Below are 15,192 nucleotides of genomic sequence, written 5' to 3'. Positions count from 1 at the left end.
GGCCGGTGGAGTCAGCTGGCTCTGCGCAGACTCCACGCCAGCGCCAGCCAGCATGGCAGCGCGAACAGCAGCCATGGCTGGTTCTGCTGCACGGTGCCGGGCAGCAGGTGCAGCAGGATCGCGATCAGTGCAGCGATCAGCTGCAGCGCGAGCACGCCATCGATGAAGCGTGACGCAGCAAGTCCGCGACGGGCTCGCCATAGGGTCGGCATCATCAGGAACGCCAGCGGGTTGAATAGCAGCAGATTGGCATTGGCCCAGGCCGAGTGGTGCGTGGTCAGGGTCCACAGCACCAGCAGCAGCACGCCGACGAGGCCGGCCGCCAGCAGGTAGAGCGTGCCGAGCAGGGCATGGCCAACGGGCCACCAGCGTCGTGTCAGGATGATCGGCGCAGCAAGCAGTAGACCGGCCAGCGCCAGCGGCAGGCGCAGATCGGGTGCGCTTGTTGGTGGTACGTCGAGCCGGTTTGGCGAAATGAGTTGTTCGCCCTGCAGCAGCGGCTGCAGTCCACCGTGGTCGTTGTCGACGCTCACGCCGCGCAACTGCGCTTGCAGCACCATCGGCAGGAAGCTTTCCTGCCAGGCGTTCAATGGCTGGTCGGCGTACGGTCCCAGACCCAGATCCAGCACCAGCATCAGCCAGGGCTGCGCACTCATCAGGCGTGCAGTCTGCTGGCGATAAGTCATGCCGCCGGCACGTGCGACGAGCCGGGCTTTCAATACGCCGCCGAGTGCCTTGTCCAGTGCGTCGCGCACTCGGGTGGTGCAGTTGTCGGCGTAGTAGTCGTAGTTGTAGCCGGCGTTTTCCGGGCGCAGGTTCCACAGCAGGAAGTCGCGCAGCGCGGCGGCCTGGTCGGCGTTCAGCGCCAGCTGTTGACGGGTCACCGAGCGGCCGGCGGCGATGTAGTCGCTCTCGTCGAGTTCGGTGGGTGCGGCGTCCATCAGGTAGTGCATGCGGCCGCGTGCGAAGTTGATGAAGAAGTTCGATTCGTTGAAATCGAATACGCCGTAATTGAAATTGACCGCTTCGCCCGAAACACTGTCGCGCAGCTCGATGGCATCGTGGCCGAAGCGCTCCCAGTAGGTTTCGCCGGGGCCATAGGTGACCAGTGATACTTCCAGGTTGGCGCCGGGTGCATTGGCGATACTGGCGCGGGCACAGGGGGGCATGCCGAACAGCAACATAGCCAACAGCAGCAGGGTGTAACCGGTGCGATACATGCGTCGGGAGCCTTGGCAGAGAGTGCGTGGGCGACGGGAGGGGAGCGTCAGGCAGCCACTTCATCGGCCAATGGCAGGCGCCCACGCAGCGAATTGCTCATCGCTTCGGTGATCACCACGTCGACGAACTGGCCGATCAGGCGCGGATGACCGGGGAAGTTGACGAAGCGCATGTTCTCGGTGCGACCGGTCAGCTCGCTCGGGTCACGGGTGCTGGGCTTTTCCACCAGCACACGCTGCACGCTGCCGATCATCGCCTGGCTGATCCGTTTCGCGTTGGCATTGATGGTTGCCTGCAGCCGGGTCAGTCGTGCGTGCTTTTCCGTCGCGGGCGTGTCGTCGGCGAGGTTCGCCGCCGGCGTGCCGGGGCGCGAGGAGAAGATGAAGGAGAAGCTCTGGTCGAAGCCGATGTCCTCGATCAGCTTCATGGTCTTTTCGAAATCCTCGGCTGTCTCGCCGGGGAAGCCGACGATGAAATCGGAGGACACGCAGATGTCCGGCCGCACCGCGCGCAGCTTGCGGATCTTCTGCTTGAACTCGAGCGCGGTGTAGCCGCGCTTCATCGCGCTGAGGATGCGATCGGAACCCGCCTGCACCGGCAGGTGCAGGTAGTTCGCCAATTGCGGCACGTTCGCATAGGCCTCGATCAGCGAGTCGGAGAACTCCAGCGGATGCGAGGTGGTGAAACGGATGCGACCGATACCGTCGATCTGCGCGATCGCGTGGATCAGCACGGCGAGGTCGGCGATACCGCCGTCGTGGGTGGGGCCGCGATACGCGTTGACGTTCTGGCCGAGCAGGTTGACCTCGCGCACGCCCTGCGCGGCGAGCTGGGCGACTTCCACCAGCACATCGTCAAACGGACGGCTGATCTCCTCACCGCGGGTGTACGGGACCACGCAGTACGAGCAGTATTTCGAGCAACCTTCCATGATCGATACGAAGGCGGTCGGACCTTCCGCACGTGGTTCCGGCAGGCGGTCGAACTTCTCGATCTCGGGAAAGCTGATGTCGACCTGCGGTTTGCCGCTGGCGCGTTGCTTCTCGATCAACTCGGGCAGGCGGTGCAGGGTCTGCGGACCGAACACCAGGTCGACGTACGGTGCGCGTTTCACGATGGCCTCGCCTTCCTGGCTCGCCACGCAGCCGCCGACGCCGATCAGCACCGGCCGGTCGCTACGCTTGTGTTCCTTCCAGCGGCCCAGCTGACTGAATACCTTCTCCTGGGCCTTCTCGCGGATCGAGCAGGTGTTGATCAGGATCACGTCCGCCTCGGACTCGTCCTGGGTCAATTCCATGCCGTGCGATGCCTTGAGCACATCGGCCATCTTGGCCGAGTCGTACTCGTTCATCTGGCAGCCGTGGGTCTTGATGAAAAGTTTCGCGGGAGCTGGCTTGCCGCTCATGGCTCGGGATACCGTGATTCGTGAAGCAAAGGAGTGCAATCTGCTGAACCGTGCAGTTTACCCCTGCCATGGCGGGTCTGCCAGTTGATCGGCACGGTAGATCAATCACTTGCAATGCATGTCGTGCGGTCTCGAAGGCTGGACAAAGTCCACTCTGACCCGATGCAGGTGACACGAGACGGCAATCGCACGGGCATGGCGCACGAAATGGTCAGCACACACTTGGCGACGGCAACGCATGGCGGCACACTGCGCCCATGTTCGACGTTGCAAGCCACGGGGGAAGCGTCGATCGGCCTGCCGGGGGCTTCCCATTAAGCGCGATCCTTTCAAGGGTCGTGATGGGCTGTGCGCTGCTCTGGGTCGGATGCTGGAGCACCGGGGCACGGGCTGGCACGCTGTACCAGTGCACCGGCGCCAGTGGCGAGGTGGCATATAGCAGCAGCAGGGCCGGCTACCACGGCTGCAAGGCGATCAGTACCTATGTCGCGCCGTCACCCCGTCGTCAGGAACCACCTCCACCGCGCGTCGCGCTGACCGGGGTGACCGGTTCGGTCGAGACCTCGGCTCGCCGCCTCGTGGCGGAGCGGGCCGAATCAACCTCGCTTGCCAACGTGCAGGGAGCTGTCGAGAGCAGCGCGCACCGCCTCGGCGAGGCACAGGTGCAGCGCGCCTCACTGGTGGCCGTGCATGGCTCGGCCGAAACCACGGCGAAGCTTCCGCTGGCGGCCGCTGCCGCCGGCACGCCCGGTCAGTGGAGTTATCACGAATCGCATGGTGCCGAGGCGCCACTGGCTGCAGTGTCGGAAGATCCCGGTAGCCGCATCCTGCGCGGCGCGGTCTATCGCATCGTGCGCGCTGATGGCAGCGTGGAATACACCAACCTGCATCCGGATGGCCAGAAGGGTCGCACCGTCACCATGCTCTTCAGCTATATCGCGACCTGTGTCGCCTGCGACCTGCATTCGACGATCCGCTGGGGTAGCGTCTCTCTCAACCTGACCGCCTATGCCGATTCGATTCGCGCTGCCAGCCTGGAGTACGGCGTCGACGAAGCTTTCCTGCGCGCGATCATTCATGCCGAAAGCGCATTCAACCCGCGTGCGCTGTCACTGAAGGGCGCACAGGGGCTGATGCAGTTGATGCCGGCCACCGCCAGCGACATGGGCGTGCTGGATGCCTTCAATACCGATCAGAACATCCGCGGTGGTGCGCGTTACCTGAGCCTGCTGCTGCACAATTTCAACGGTAGCGAGCGACTGGCTGCCGCTGCCTACAACGCTGGGCCCGGCGCGGTGCAGCGCTACAGTGGCATACCGCCGTATGCGGAAACCCAGGTGTATGTGGAGCGCGTGGAAACCCTGCGCAAGCGCTATGGCGTGGCGATCCATCCACCGCTCGCCGCTGCGCGTGGATCGGGTTGATCAATCACCCAGGGACGCACTGGCGCTTGTCGGTGGCCGTTGCGCCAGGGTGACTTCGAGGTGGAACGGGGCGCCATCGCGCAGACCTGAAACCTCCACCGTACTGCCCGGCTTGATGGAGGCTTCGCGCCGACGCAGGTCGGCGGGATCGAGTATGTTGTTGTCGCCGATCTGCAGCAGGATATCGCGTGGCTTGATGCCGGCCTGCGCCGCCGGACCGCCCGGGTAGACTTCGCTGACCTGGACGCCGCGTGCTGCCGCTGGCAGGCCGCCGTTGGCAGCCAATGGTACGAATGCGTAATCGGCGCCCAGCCAGCCACGCACGACGTGGCCGGTAGTGATCAGCTGGTCCAGCACCTTGCGGGCGGTCGCGACGGGAATCGCGAAGCCGATGCCCTCGGCACCGGCAGCGTTGCCGATCAGCAGGGTGTTGATGCCGATCAGTTCACCCTCGGTATTGATCAGCGCACCACCGGAGTTGCCCGGATTGATCGCGGCGTCGGTCTGGATGAAATCCTCGGCACTGGCGCTGTTCAACTGGCGTCCCACCGCGCTGACGATGCCCATGGTCACGGTCTGGTTGAGGCCGAGCGGGTTGCCGATGGCCAGCACCACGTCTCCGGCGCGCAAGGATTGCTGGTCGGCCATGCGGATGACCGGCAGGTTGCTGGCGTCGATCTTCAGGACCGCCAGATCGGTTTCCTCGTCTGCACCCACCAGGGTGGCCTTGGCGATGCGACCGTCGTACAACAACACCTGGATGTCGGCGGCGTGGGCGATCACGTGGTTGTTGGTCAGCACGTAGCCCTGACCCTGCGCACTGACGATGACGCCGGAGCCGAGAGTCTGCTCGCGATGCTGGTAGGTCGTGGGCTGGCCGCCGAACAGTTGCTGCAGCACCGGGTTGTCGTACATCTTCACTGCCGGTTCGGTGACGATCTTGTTGGCGTAGATGTTCACCACCGAAGGTGCGGCGATCGCCACCGCATCGGCATACGAGACCGGGCCGCTGACAGGATGTGTGGTGACGGTTGTCGGTGACCTCGTCGTGGTCAGGCCGAAATGCGCGCGCATGCGCTCGCCGCTGCCAGGCCAGAACAGGCCGACCACGAATGCTACCGCCAGGCCGAGGATGACGAAGCGGGCAATGAAGGCGAGCGTGCCGGCGGCATGTTTCATGTCGAAGAGAGGGCGTTCCGGCAAATCATGGCGAGGGTCACGGCGGATCGGCTTCGCCGGGATGCGGTTTATTGTACGGGGCAAGGCCTGACGCTACACTAACGCGATTTTTGCGGGGCCCAAAACCCCACCATGACATTGCAAGTACCGGAGAGCCTGATGGCGAACGAAGTCGTCGATCACGGCCGCCGCCGTTTCCTGACAGCAACCACCGCGGTGGTTGGTGGTATCGGAATCGTGTCGGCAGCTGTGCCCTTCATCAAGTCGTGGGAACCCAGCGCGCGCGCCAAGGCCGCTGGCGCTCCGGTTACCCAGTCGTTGAAAAAGATCGAGTCAGGTCAGCAGCTGATCGTGGGGTGGCGCAGTCTGCCGGTCTTCATCGTCAACCGCACGCCGGCGCAGCTGGCTGCCCTGCCGCAGCAGGCTGCGAGGCTGGTCGACCCGAAGTCGGACGGCAGCTCGGCCGCCCAGCAGCCGAAATACGCACAGAACGAAACCCGTTCGATCAAGCCCGAGTGGCTGGTGATGGTCGGCATCTGCACCCACCTGGGCTGCGTGCCGAACTACGTGGGCGAGATGAAGCCCGAACCGTTCGACCCGAACTGGCAGGGTGGCTACTACTGCCCCTGCCACCATTCGCGCTATGACATGGCAGGTCGCGTGTACCAGGGTGTGCCGGCGCCGAAGAACATGGAAATCCCGCCGTACAACTTCATTGACGACACGACCATCCAGATTGGCGTGGATCCGAAGGGGGCTGCGTAATGGCCAACGTATTCACGAACATCGGCGACTGGGTCACCGAACGCGCACCCGGCATGATGCCGATGTATCGCGCGCACATGACCGAGTACTACGCGCCGAAGAACTTCAACCTCTGGTACTACTTCGGTTCGCTGGCACTGCTGGTGCTGGTCAACCAGATCGTCACCGGCATCTTCCTCACCATGAACTACAACCCGAGCGCGGCGGGAGCCTTCGACTCGGTGCAGTACATCATGCGCGACGTGGAGTGGGGCTGGCTGATCCGCTACATGCATTCCACCGGTGCCTCGCTGTTCTTCGTGGTGGTGTTCCTGCACATGTTCCGCGGCATCATGTACGGCTCGTACAAGAAGCCGCGCGAGCTGGTGTGGCTGCTCGGCATGCTGATCTTCCTGGTGCTGATGGCCGAGGCGTTCATGGGCTACGTGCTGCCGTGGGGCAACATGTCGTTCTGGGGCGCCAAGGTGATCGTGTCGCTGTTCGGCACGATCCCGGTGATCGGCGGCCAGCTGGTCGAGTGGATCATGGGCGACTTCCTGCCGGCCGATGCCACGCTGAACCGCTTCTTCGCCCTGCATGTGATCGCGCTGCCGATCGTGCTGCTGCTGCTGGTGGTGCTGCATATCGCCGCTCTGCACGAAGTGGGTTCGAACAACCCGGACGGTGTGGAGATCAAGAAGGGCCCGAAGGGCAATCGCTGGGATGCACTGAAGCCGGCTGACGGCATTCCGTTCCATCCGTACTACACGGTGAAGGATCTGGTCGGCGTGGGCTTCTTCCTGCTGATCGCCGCGTTCATCATCTTTTTCGCGCCGACCTTCGGTGGCTGGTTCCTCGAGCATGACAACTCGATCATGGCCAATAACCTGGTCACCCCGGCGGAGATCAAGCCGGTGTGGTACTTCACCCCGTTCTACGCGATCGTGCGCATGATCCCGTCGTTTGCGGGCACCGCCGTGTGGGGCGTGCTGGCCATGTTCGGCGCGATCGCCGTGCTGTTCCTGCTGCCGTGGTTCGATCGCGGCCAGGTCAAGTCGATCCGCTACCGCGGTACCGGCTACAAGGTGGCGCTGGGCGTGTTCGTGATCGCGTTCTTCGGTCTCGGTGCGGTCGGTGCCGGCATCACCGCCGAGGTGATCCCGGAGTGGTTCGGCAACGTCGACCTCACGACTTGGGAAAACGCGTTCGGTCGCCTGATGACCCTGCTCTACTTCGGCTTCTTCGCGTTCCTGTGGGCCTACACGCATTTCGGCTGGGAGAAGACCAAGCCGGTTCCGGATCGGGTGACGATGCATGACTAAGCGGCAGATCACGATGAAGCATTTTCTCTCCTCGGCCGCGCTGGCGCTCGGCCTGCTGATCGGCGGCATGCCGGCGCACGCCGAAGGCGAATCCGGGTTGCTCAAGTCCGGTTCCGACGTGCGCGATCAGGCTTCGTTGCAGCGTGGCGCCAGGTTGTTCTTCAACTATTGCGTCGGCTGCCACTCGCTGAAGTACGTGCGCTATTCGCGCATCGCCGAGGATCTGGGTCTTTCCGAACAGGAAGTGATGCAGAACCTCAACTTCACCGGCGCCAGGTTCGATGATCCGGTGATTTCGCACATGCCGGCCGAGTCTGCAGGCAAGTGGTTCGGCAAGGCTCCACCGGATCTGTCGCTGGAAGTGAGCGCGAAGAGTGCGGACTGGGTCTACACGTACCTCAATTCGTTCTATCTGGATCCGCACAGCCCGATCGGCTGGAACAACACGGCGCTGCCGAATGCCGCCATGCCGTTCCCGCTGTGGGAATTGCAGGGCATGCAGACGGCGGTGATGAAGCCGGGTACCGACGAAGTCGAGAAGCTGGAACTGGCCAAGCCAGGCAAGCTGACGCCGGCGCAGTTTCAGCAGGCTACCCGCGACCTGACCAGCTTCCTGGAATACGCTTCCGAGCCGGCCGCGCTGCAGCGCCACCACTACGGCATCTGGGTGCTGCTGTTCCTGGCGTTCTTCACCTTCCTGGCCGCCATGCTCAAGAAGGAATACTGGAAGGACGTCCACTGACGCCGGGTGGCACTATCCGACTGCGGCGGCCACGAGCCGCCGCAGTCGTCTCATCGATGGGGAATCGAGCATGGTTCAAAGTGTTCGCTCGCGCACCGTACTGACGCTCTACACCACGGCCGATGACATCCAGTGTCATCGCGCGCGACTGGTGCTGGCTGCCAAGGGAGTCAGCTATGAACGGGTGCTTGTGGATCCGGCCAAGCCGCCGGAAGATCTGATCGACCTCAATCCGTACGCCAGTACACCGACCCTGATCGATCGTGACCTGACCCTGTTCGACACGTCGGTGGTCTGCGAATACCTCGATGAGCGTTACCCGCATCCGCCGCTGATGCCGATCGACCCGCAGTCGCGCGCACGGCTGCGCGTGGCAGCGGTGCGGATCGAGAAGGACTGGTTGCCCGAGGTGGATACCATCCGTGCCGGTGGCCGGCCGGCCGAGCCTGCGCGCAAGCGCCTGCGCGAGCAGCTGCTGTCCACCCTGCCACTGTTCAAGGCATCGAAATTCTTCCTCAATCCCGAAATGAGCCTGGCCGATTGTCTGGTGGCGCCGGTGATCTGGCGGCTGCCGTGGCTGGGCGTCGAGCTGGGTCGCGAAGGCAAGCCGATCATCGATTACGGCGAGCGTCTGTTCCATAGTCAGGGTTTTGCGCGCAGCATGACCGATCAGGAAAAGGTGATGCGACAACTCCATGAGCAAGAATGACACTGCACCGATGAGCTCCAATCGCCCGTATCTATTGCGGGCGATCTATGACTGGATCAGCGACAACAATCTCACGCCCTACGTGCTGGTCGACGCCACCGTCAAGGGAGTGCGGGTACCGCCGCAGGTGGTCAAGAATGGGCAGGTGGTGCTGAATCTGGCCATGCGCGCGGTGGCGAATCTGGATCTGGGCAACGAATGGATCAGCTTCCAGGCGCGTTTTTCGGGTGCCAGCCAGACGATCCAGATTCCCGTGCAGGCGATTCTGGCGCTCTACGCACAGGAAAACGGGCAGGGCATGATGTTTCCTGCCGACGAAGAAGGTGGGGATACGCCGCCGCCGTCTGCTCCCGAGCCTGATGACACGCCGCCGGCACCTGGCGCCGATGATGGTGCCGAAAAGCCCAAGCGTGGCGCGCCGCACCTGCGCGTGGTCAAGTAAGCGGCTGAACCATCAGGCCGCGTAGCGGGGCGTTCAATGCAGCCGGCCATCCGGGCGCGGGCGTGGATGCAGCGGTACGACGTTGCTGCCAGATGCGCGCAAGGCTGGTCCGGACGACATGGGTCCGGCATTCGCCTCGCGCGGCGGCAGCAATTCGATCGTCGGCAGACTCAGGCTGCTCAGGGTGTCGTCGAGCATCCACAGGCGTCCCGGCTCGCGGTCGTGCCCGTCGATGCTCACCTCGAAGCCATAACAGCGCTCGATCCGACGCAGGCCGTTGACCCGGCGCAGGCGCAGTCCGCGCAAGCCGACAGTCTCGTCCAGTAGTTGCAGACCGTGTTGCTGGCACTGCTGCCGGGCTTCCCGCACGGCACGCTCGCGCGCCACACTGAGTTTCAGCCACAGTCCGACGATGGCCGCCAGTACCAGCAACAGCAACAGGTTGGTGAGATCGCTCATGCCTGCAGTGTGTGGGCGCCCGTACCCGCGTGCAAGCCGCCATGTGGCTGGAGCCGACCCGGTTCTCGGGTTCGATCAGGCCAACTGCAGCCGCAGCGAAAGGTCGATGGCCCGCACGTGCTTGGTCAGGGCGCCGACCGAGATGAAGTCCACGCCGGTGCGGGCGAATTCGCCGATCGTGTGCAGGTCGACGTTGCCGGATACTTCCAGTGGTACGCGGCCGGCGGTGTATTGCACTGCCTCGGTCATCTGCGACAGGCTGAAGTTGTCCAGCATGATCCGGTCCACGCCGGCATCGAGTGCCTGCGTCAGCTCGCCGAGGGTTTCCACCTCGACCTCCAGCAACAGGTTCGGGTGCAGCTGTCGCGCTGCCTGCACGGCGGCGGCAATGCCGCCTGCGGCGATGATGTGGTTTTCCTTGATCAGGATCGCGTCATACAGGCCGATGCGGTGGTTGTGGCCACCGCCGCAGCGCACTGCGTACTTCTGCGCAAGGCGCAGGCCGGGCACGGTCTTGCGCGTGTCCAGGATGCGTACGGCCGTGCCGGCAACGGCGGCCACATAGTCGGCGGTGACAGTGGCAGTGCCGGACAGCAGTTGCAGGAAGTTCAGCGCCGAACGTTCGGCGCTGACCAGTGAACGGGCATCGCCGGACAGACGGCAGATGACCATGCCGGGACTGACCTGCTGTCCGTCATGAACCTGCCAGTCGATCCGTACAGCCGGATCCAGCCGGCGAAAGCAGGCATCGAACCAGGCCGTGCCGGCGATCACCGCGGCGTCGCGACAGGTCAGCTCGGCATGCGCGTGGGCGCCGGCTGGCAGCAGTCCGGCGGTGGCATCGCCAGGACCCAGATCCTCGGCGAAGGCGCGTTCGACATCGGCGGCGATATGGGCGGCATCGGGTGCCGCGGGTGGGGCCGGTTGACTCATTCGGTGCCCGTGGAAGGTGGCGAAGAAGCATCCGGCTGGCTCAGGCGGCCAACAATCGCGCTCAGTGCGCGATCAAACAGCGCGTTGGCAGCGAGTATGCGGGCATGACCGTCGATCAGCAGGATCGCCAGTTCCTGCGGCGAGTAATCGGCCACCTTCAGACCGCGCCGGTTGACGAACAGGTAGCGTCCACTCATCGGGCTGATCCACGACAGCTTGGCGCGGGTCATGGCCTCTTCGATATGGTTGAATTCCAGCCAGGTGCCCGGTTGCAACGCCTGGACCTGCTGCCATTCGAGGCTGTCGGGCGGCACCGCGATGTTGTCGTCGACGGTGCTGTCGTCCGGCTCTGCATCGCGCTCGATGACCGGCTGGATGCTGTCCGGGATCGCCAGCATCGTGGCGTCTTCCTCGACGGTGATGATTTCGGCTGCCTCGACCGCCTCGCCAAGCTGCTGCCGGTAGTAGGCATGCAGCTGGCCCAGCAGCCGCTCGATGTCGTGCTCCTGGAACGCCACGTTGGCCAGGCCCAGGCGCAGCGATCGTTCGATGCCGGGCAGCATCTGCCGCAGCACCTGCCGGCTTTCCTGATCTGTCGCGGGGCGGGTGCTGGCGATAAAGTCATCGACGAAACGCAGGCCGCTGCGGAACTCCGGCGAAGCCTCGCCCTGGCGCAGCAAGGTCAGCACCAGATGGTTGGCCCACGCCCGTGCCAGCACGCCGTGTACCAGCGGAGGCAGTTTCTGCTCGCCGATGCGATCGATGATTTCACGGGCGGCACGCCGACGCGCCTGCTCGAGTTTCTCGCGGCCGCGGGTGGATTCGGCCACGCGTTGCTCGGCCAGTTCGGAGCGGCGCTTGTTGACCTCCTGGAACTGCTGCAGGTCGACCAGCAGCCGCTCGAAGATGCTCATGTCATCGTCGAAGTCGTGCAGCAGATGATCGACTACCGATTTCACCTTGTCGTGCAGGCGACGGTCGCGGTCGGACTCTTCCGACCAGCCCTTGGCCTGTTCGGCGAGGCAGTCCAGCAGCCGGCGTGCCGGATGCTGGCGGTGTGCGAACAGTTTGCGGTCGAGGATCGCCGCCTTCAGGTAGGGGATCTGCAGCCGGGCCAGCATGACCTGCATTTCGGCGGGCAGGTTGCGGTCCTCCAGAATGAATTCGAACAGCATGCCGACCAGGTCGATGGTGTCCTCGTCGATCGTGGCGACATGGCTGGGACGCTCGCCGCGCAGGGCGCCGATCTGACTCAGCAGCTGTCCCTTCAACTGCATGACTTCGCGGCTGAGCGCGGCGGCATCGTCGGGCTGGGCAAGCGGCAACGGGCCGGCGGTGGCGATCTGGCTCTGCAGCACACTGAGTGCGCCGAGCAGTTCGTTGGCCGAAGGCAGCGGACCGTTTGGTGCGCCGTGGATCATGCCGCTACCGGAACCAAAGGTGGCTGTGGAGCTGCGGCGAGCGCTGAACAGCGCATGCAGGGTCTGCAGCAGGTCACTCGGGATATCGCCGGTTTCCTCGGCAACCTGCACTGCCTCGCTGGCAGGTAGTGCACCTGCATGGCCGGCAGTGCCGGCCTTCGCGCCCCCGCTGCGCACGACTTCATGCCGCAACTGCGGCAGTACGCCTGCACGGGCCAGTTCGGTATTGATTTCCTGATAGAGCTCTTCCAGCGACGACAGCACGTAGCGGTCGAACAGCTTGTAGATGATCAGCTTGACCCGCATGTCCGCGCTGAGCTCGTGCAGCGCCTGGCGAAATGCCTGTGCCAGGATCGCCGGCGCCACCGGGTTGCCGGCGTCGTCGATCTTGTGGCCGCCGCAGATCACCGACAGTCGCTGGTTGACGGCAAACAGGTCACGCGCCAGCCGTGATTCGTGTTTGCCGATCATGCTGGTGATTGCCAGCGATTCCTCCAGCTCGTTGTCGGCCACCAGCGACAGCTCGACCGTCCCGGGCGACGGCATTGTTGCGGCGCTCTGCTGCAACGGGTGGGTCAGCTCGCCGAGACTGCGGGTGATGGCACTCAGGAAGTGACGTTCCACTGTCGGGCGGCGCTTGCGCACTTCGCGCATGCCGTCGAAGTAGTGCATCTGGGCGGCGTTGTTCTCGGCCTTCTCGGCCAGGTCGAAAAGCGCGTCGTCGACGTGCTCGAAGGCATTGCCGACCCACTGCTGCAGCCGCCGGCTGGCGATGTTGCGCACGGCGTTGAGCAGTTCGCCCACGCGCTCGCTGGCGGGGTCCATCCGCTGGCTCAGGTTGACGACTCTGGACGGGTCGTTGCCGACCCTGGATGGATCACTGGCTTCGCTCATCGCCAATCCCCTGAAGCGTTGCAAGATGCGGCCGGAATCCGGATGTCCCGCACGGATGACGACGATAAGCCAAAGCAGGTGTCCGTGTCATGCGCGAACCGCAGGCGGTTCATGGATCGCATGATCTTACGGGGCAACCGGGAAGGCCGTCAGCTGTGTGGTGCCGATACCTTCTTCCGGCAGCATCACCGGAATGCCATCCTCGACCCGGTAGATCACCTTGCGGTCAGTGGTGATCAGCGCCTCGGTCACCCGCTCGCGCACGCCTGTACCGGCGACCGAGTCGACCTGTCCGGCCGCGATCGCATCGTTCAGTACGTCGAGTTCGTGTTTGCTCAGCGGGCGTACCGGTGTCTTGCTGACCGGGCAGCACAGGATATCGAGTAGACGCTTGTCCATGATGGCTTTCTGGAAGGTGCCGGGGTACGGGAAAGCCCGTACAATAGCCGTTTTTGGATGGCTGGACCATGACAGGAACAAGCAGACCGCCATGTGTCGGCGTGGTGATGGGGTCGCGTTCAGATTGGGAAACCATGCAGCACGCGGCCGACGTGCTGACCGAACTGGGCGTGCCACATGAGGTGCAGGTGGTGTCCGCGCACCGCACGCCGGATCTGCTGTTCAGCTATGCCGAGCAAGCCGCTGCACGCGGTATCCAGGTAGTCATCGCCGGTGCCGGCGGTGCTGCGCATCTGCCCGGCATGCTGGCGGCCAAGACGCGGTTGCCGGTGTTCGGCGTGCCGGTGCAGTCGAAGGCGCTGAACGGCATGGATTCGCTGCTGTCGATCGCGCAGATGCCGGCCGGCATCCCGGTCGGCACATTGGCGATTGGCCGTGCCGGCGCGGTGAACGCGGGTTTGCTGGCGGCGGCTGTGCTTGCCCTGCATGACCCGGCGCTGGCCACAGCACTGGACGCCTGGCGGGCACGTCAGACCCAGGCGGTGCTGGAGCAACCGGATCCGCGCCAATGAGTGACCGGCGGCAGCCCGTTCTCGGCATCCTCGGCGGTGGCCAGCTGGCGCGCATGCTGGCGCTGGCCGCGGCACCGCTGGGTGTGAAGACCCTGGTGGTGGACAGTTCGGTCGATGCCTGTGCGGGGCAGGTCGCGCCGCTGGTGGCGGCCGACTGGGCCGACTATGCCGCGCTGGAGGCCTTCGCCGCGCAGGTCGACGTAGTCACCTTCGATTTCGAGAACGTGCCGGCCGAAACAGCGCACTGGCTGGCCGCACGGGTGACGGTGTCGCCGGCACCGCAGGCGCTGGCGGTGGCGCAGGACCGGTTGGCCGAGAAGACCCTGTTCCGCGAGTGCAGCCTGCCGACGCCGGAATTCATGGCGGTGGATACGCGCGAGGACCTGGACCAGGCCATCGCTGCGATCGGCACGCCAGCCATCCTCAAGACACGCCGGCTGGGTTACGACGGCAAGGGCCAGTTCCGTCTGAAAAGCGTGGCCGATGCCGATGCGGCATGGGCTGCGCTGGGTGCGCAGGCATCGAAGCACGGCTTGATCCTGGAGGCGTTCGTACCGTTCGATCGTGAGTTGTCGGTGATCGCGGTGCGTGGTCGTGACGGTGATTTCCGTACCTGGCCGCTGACCCGCAACTGGCATACCGACGGCGTGCTGGCGATGAGCCTGGCGCCGGCACTGGATATCGAGCAGTTGCAGCAGCGCGCCACGACGCTGGCGCGCACGCTGGCCGAGCGGCTGGATTATGTGGGCGTGTTCGCGCTGGAGCTGTTCGTGAAGGACGGCGAACTGCTCGGCAACGAGATGGCGCCGCGCGTGCACAATTCCGGCCACTGGACGATCGAGGGTGCGCACACCAGCCAGTTCGAAAACCATGTGCGGGCGGTACTCGACCTGCCGCTCGGCGACACGGGGGCGCGCGGCATGTCGGCGATGTTCAACTGGATCGGTGATCTGCCCGCAGCGGCGCCGGTGCTGCAGGCGGTCGATGCGCATTGGCACGACTACGGCAAGCAGGCGCGGCCGGGGCGCAAGGTGGGTCATGCCACGTTGTGTGCACCGGACGCAGTGCAACTGGCGGCACGACTGCGCGCGCTGGCCGGTGTGCTGGGGCGCGAGGCGCAGGCCACGCCGGTATTGCAGGTGCTCGGCTGAATTCAGCTTTCACGAAGGGCTGCGTGCAGACGCGGCCAGTCCCCGCCACAGATGTTCGGTCCGTGGCATCTATCGGAATCTCGAAAACCGCTTCTTGGCGTCATCCCGGCCTTCGCCGGGATGACGCATTGGGGATTTTTCGAGGCGCTCCATCGGAAAGCGTGTGCCCCGCGCC

Annotated in this window: 15 protein-coding genes; 8 read left to right on the top strand and 7 right to left on the bottom strand. The window is 64.6% G+C overall.

Annotated features, from left to right (window positions below; translation table 11 throughout):
- Positions 1–11: 11 nt before the first annotated feature.
- Both ACYVKM_RS00840 and miaB read right to left on the bottom strand, forming a co-directional pair.
- Entirely contained in the window at positions 12–1,220 is a 1,209-nt protein-coding gene (locus tag ACYVKM_RS00840) for a lipoprotein N-acyltransferase Lnb domain-containing protein (RefSeq protein WP_460875093.1), read from the bottom strand.
- 47 nt (positions 1,221–1,267) lie between these two features.
- Entirely contained in the window at positions 1,268–2,626 is a 1,359-nt protein-coding gene (miaB, locus tag ACYVKM_RS00835; RefSeq protein ID WP_460875092.1) for a tRNA (N6-isopentenyl adenosine(37)-C2)-methylthiotransferase MiaB, read from the bottom strand.
- Positions 2,627–2,967: 341 nt separating this feature from the next.
- Here miaB and ACYVKM_RS00830 point away from each other — a divergent pair, with 341 nt between their 5' ends.
- Complete coding sequence (locus ACYVKM_RS00830) at positions 2,968–4,050, top strand: lytic transglycosylase domain-containing protein (protein ID WP_460875091.1); 1,083 nt, start codon at positions 2,968–2,970, stop codon at positions 4,048–4,050.
- On the opposite strand, the gene ACYVKM_RS00825 is transcribed toward ACYVKM_RS00830, so the two are convergent.
- Positions 4,051–5,229 carry a S1C family serine protease gene (locus ACYVKM_RS00825; RefSeq protein WP_460875090.1) on the bottom strand — a complete coding sequence of 393 codons (1,179 nt, stop codon included), beginning with the start codon at positions 5,227–5,229 and terminating at the stop codon, positions 4,051–4,053. It abuts the gene before it with no gap.
- A gap of 159 nt (positions 5,230–5,388) precedes the next feature.
- Here ACYVKM_RS00825 and petA point away from each other — a divergent pair, with 159 nt between their 5' ends.
- From petA to ACYVKM_RS00800, 5 genes are all read left to right on the top strand, one after another.
- The gene (gene petA / locus ACYVKM_RS00820) at positions 5,389–5,994 is read left to right on the top strand and encodes a ubiquinol-cytochrome c reductase iron-sulfur subunit (RefSeq protein ID WP_460875089.1); all 606 of its coding nucleotides are present in this window, start codon (positions 5,389–5,391) and stop codon (positions 5,992–5,994) included.
- Positions 5,994–7,295: a cytochrome b gene (locus ACYVKM_RS00815; RefSeq protein ID WP_460875088.1), complete on the top strand. Its 1,302-nt coding sequence runs from the start codon at positions 5,994–5,996 to the stop codon at positions 7,293–7,295. The genes petA and ACYVKM_RS00815 overlap by 1 nt, the downstream gene beginning before the upstream one ends.
- Positions 7,288–8,037 (top strand): cytochrome c1, encoded by a 750-nt coding sequence (locus ACYVKM_RS00810; protein ID WP_460875087.1) that lies wholly within the window; start codon positions 7,288–7,290, stop codon positions 8,035–8,037. Before ACYVKM_RS00815 ends, ACYVKM_RS00810 begins: the two co-directional genes overlap by 8 nt.
- Positions 8,038–8,107: 70 nt before the next feature.
- The gene (locus ACYVKM_RS00805; RefSeq protein ID WP_460875086.1) at positions 8,108–8,746 is read left to right on the top strand and encodes a glutathione S-transferase N-terminal domain-containing protein; all 639 of its coding nucleotides are present in this window, start codon (positions 8,108–8,110) and stop codon (positions 8,744–8,746) included.
- Positions 8,733–9,188 (top strand): ClpXP protease specificity-enhancing factor, encoded by a 456-nt coding sequence (locus ACYVKM_RS00800; protein ID WP_460875085.1) that lies wholly within the window; start codon positions 8,733–8,735, stop codon positions 9,186–9,188. Before ACYVKM_RS00805 ends, ACYVKM_RS00800 begins: the two co-directional genes overlap by 14 nt.
- A gap of 33 nt (positions 9,189–9,221) precedes the next feature.
- Here the strand turns inward: ACYVKM_RS00800 and ACYVKM_RS00795 are convergent, their stop codons facing one another.
- The 4 genes from ACYVKM_RS00795 to ACYVKM_RS00780 all read right to left on the bottom strand — a co-directional run bounded on the left by ACYVKM_RS00795 (position 9,222) and on the right by ACYVKM_RS00780 (position 13,294).
- Positions 9,222–9,647 carry a DUF3301 domain-containing protein gene (locus ACYVKM_RS00795; protein ID WP_460875084.1) on the bottom strand — a complete coding sequence of 142 codons (426 nt, stop codon included), beginning with the start codon at positions 9,645–9,647 and terminating at the stop codon, positions 9,222–9,224.
- A gap of 75 nt (positions 9,648–9,722) precedes the next feature.
- Positions 9,723–10,580, bottom strand: a complete 858-nt coding sequence (gene nadC, locus ACYVKM_RS00790; RefSeq protein ID WP_460875083.1) for a carboxylating nicotinate-nucleotide diphosphorylase — start codon at positions 10,578–10,580, stop codon at positions 9,723–9,725.
- A complete protein-coding gene (locus ACYVKM_RS00785) occupies positions 10,577–12,895 on the bottom strand; it encodes a DUF1631 domain-containing protein (RefSeq protein WP_460875082.1) in 2,319 nt (772 codons plus the stop codon). Before ACYVKM_RS00785 ends, nadC begins: the two co-directional genes overlap by 4 nt.
- Positions 12,896–13,021: 126 nt before the next feature.
- On the bottom strand, positions 13,022–13,294 hold the full coding sequence (locus tag ACYVKM_RS00780) for a Trm112 family protein (protein ID WP_460875081.1): 273 nt from the start codon (positions 13,292–13,294) through the stop codon (positions 13,022–13,024).
- A gap of 68 nt (positions 13,295–13,362) precedes the next feature.
- On the opposite strand from ACYVKM_RS00780, the gene purE reads away from it, so the two are divergent.
- Positions 13,363–13,866, top strand: a complete 504-nt coding sequence (purE, locus tag ACYVKM_RS00775; RefSeq protein ID WP_460875080.1) for a 5-(carboxyamino)imidazole ribonucleotide mutase — start codon at positions 13,363–13,365, stop codon at positions 13,864–13,866.
- The gene (locus ACYVKM_RS00770) at positions 13,863–15,017 is read left to right on the top strand and encodes a 5-(carboxyamino)imidazole ribonucleotide synthase (protein WP_460875079.1); all 1,155 of its coding nucleotides are present in this window, start codon (positions 13,863–13,865) and stop codon (positions 15,015–15,017) included. The genes purE and ACYVKM_RS00770 overlap by 4 nt, the downstream gene beginning before the upstream one ends.
- Positions 15,018–15,192: the final 175 nt, after the last annotated feature.

This window comes from Rhodanobacter koreensis, assembly GCF_054782855.1.
This window is presented reverse-complemented; position numbering and strand designations above follow the sequence as displayed.

What these genes read in the sequence shown, in the direction of transcription:
- ACYVKM_RS00815 (WP_460875088.1), top strand. Translation starts at nt 5,994, where the DNA reads ATGGCCAACGTATTCACGAACATCGGCGACTGGGTCACCGAACGCGCA.
- ACYVKM_RS00810 (WP_460875087.1), top strand. Translation starts at nt 7,288, where the DNA reads ATGACTAAGCGGCAGATCACGATGAAGCATTTTCTCTCCTCGGCCGCG.
- ACYVKM_RS00830 (WP_460875091.1), top strand. Translation starts at nt 2,968, where the DNA reads ATGGGCTGTGCGCTGCTCTGGGTCGGATGCTGGAGCACCGGGGCACGG.
- ACYVKM_RS00780 (WP_460875081.1), bottom strand. Translation starts at nt 13,294, where the DNA reads ATGGACAAGCGTCTACTCGATATCCTGTGCTGCCCGGTCAGCAAGACA.
- ACYVKM_RS00785 (WP_460875082.1), bottom strand. Translation starts at nt 12,895, where the DNA reads ATGAGCGAAGCCAGTGATCCATCCAGGGTCGGCAACGACCCGTCCAGA.
- ACYVKM_RS00805 (WP_460875086.1), top strand. Translation starts at nt 8,108, where the DNA reads ATGGTTCAAAGTGTTCGCTCGCGCACCGTACTGACGCTCTACACCACG.
- ACYVKM_RS00770 (WP_460875079.1), top strand. Translation starts at nt 13,863, where the DNA reads ATGAGTGACCGGCGGCAGCCCGTTCTCGGCATCCTCGGCGGTGGCCAG.
- petA (WP_460875089.1), top strand. Translation starts at nt 5,389, where the DNA reads ATGGCGAACGAAGTCGTCGATCACGGCCGCCGCCGTTTCCTGACAGCA.
- miaB (WP_460875092.1), bottom strand. Translation starts at nt 2,626, where the DNA reads ATGAGCGGCAAGCCAGCTCCCGCGAAACTTTTCATCAAGACCCACGGC.
- ACYVKM_RS00795 (WP_460875084.1), bottom strand. Translation starts at nt 9,647, where the DNA reads ATGAGCGATCTCACCAACCTGTTGCTGTTGCTGGTACTGGCGGCCATC.
- ACYVKM_RS00825 (WP_460875090.1), bottom strand. Translation starts at nt 5,229, where the DNA reads ATGAAACATGCCGCCGGCACGCTCGCCTTCATTGCCCGCTTCGTCATC.
- ACYVKM_RS00840 (WP_460875093.1), bottom strand. Translation starts at nt 1,220, where the DNA reads ATGTATCGCACCGGTTACACCCTGCTGCTGTTGGCTATGTTGCTGTTC.
- nadC (WP_460875083.1), bottom strand. Translation starts at nt 10,580, where the DNA reads ATGAGTCAACCGGCCCCACCCGCGGCACCCGATGCCGCCCATATCGCC.
- purE (WP_460875080.1), top strand. Translation starts at nt 13,363, where the DNA reads ATGACAGGAACAAGCAGACCGCCATGTGTCGGCGTGGTGATGGGGTCG.
- ACYVKM_RS00800 (WP_460875085.1), top strand. Translation starts at nt 8,733, where the DNA reads ATGAGCAAGAATGACACTGCACCGATGAGCTCCAATCGCCCGTATCTA.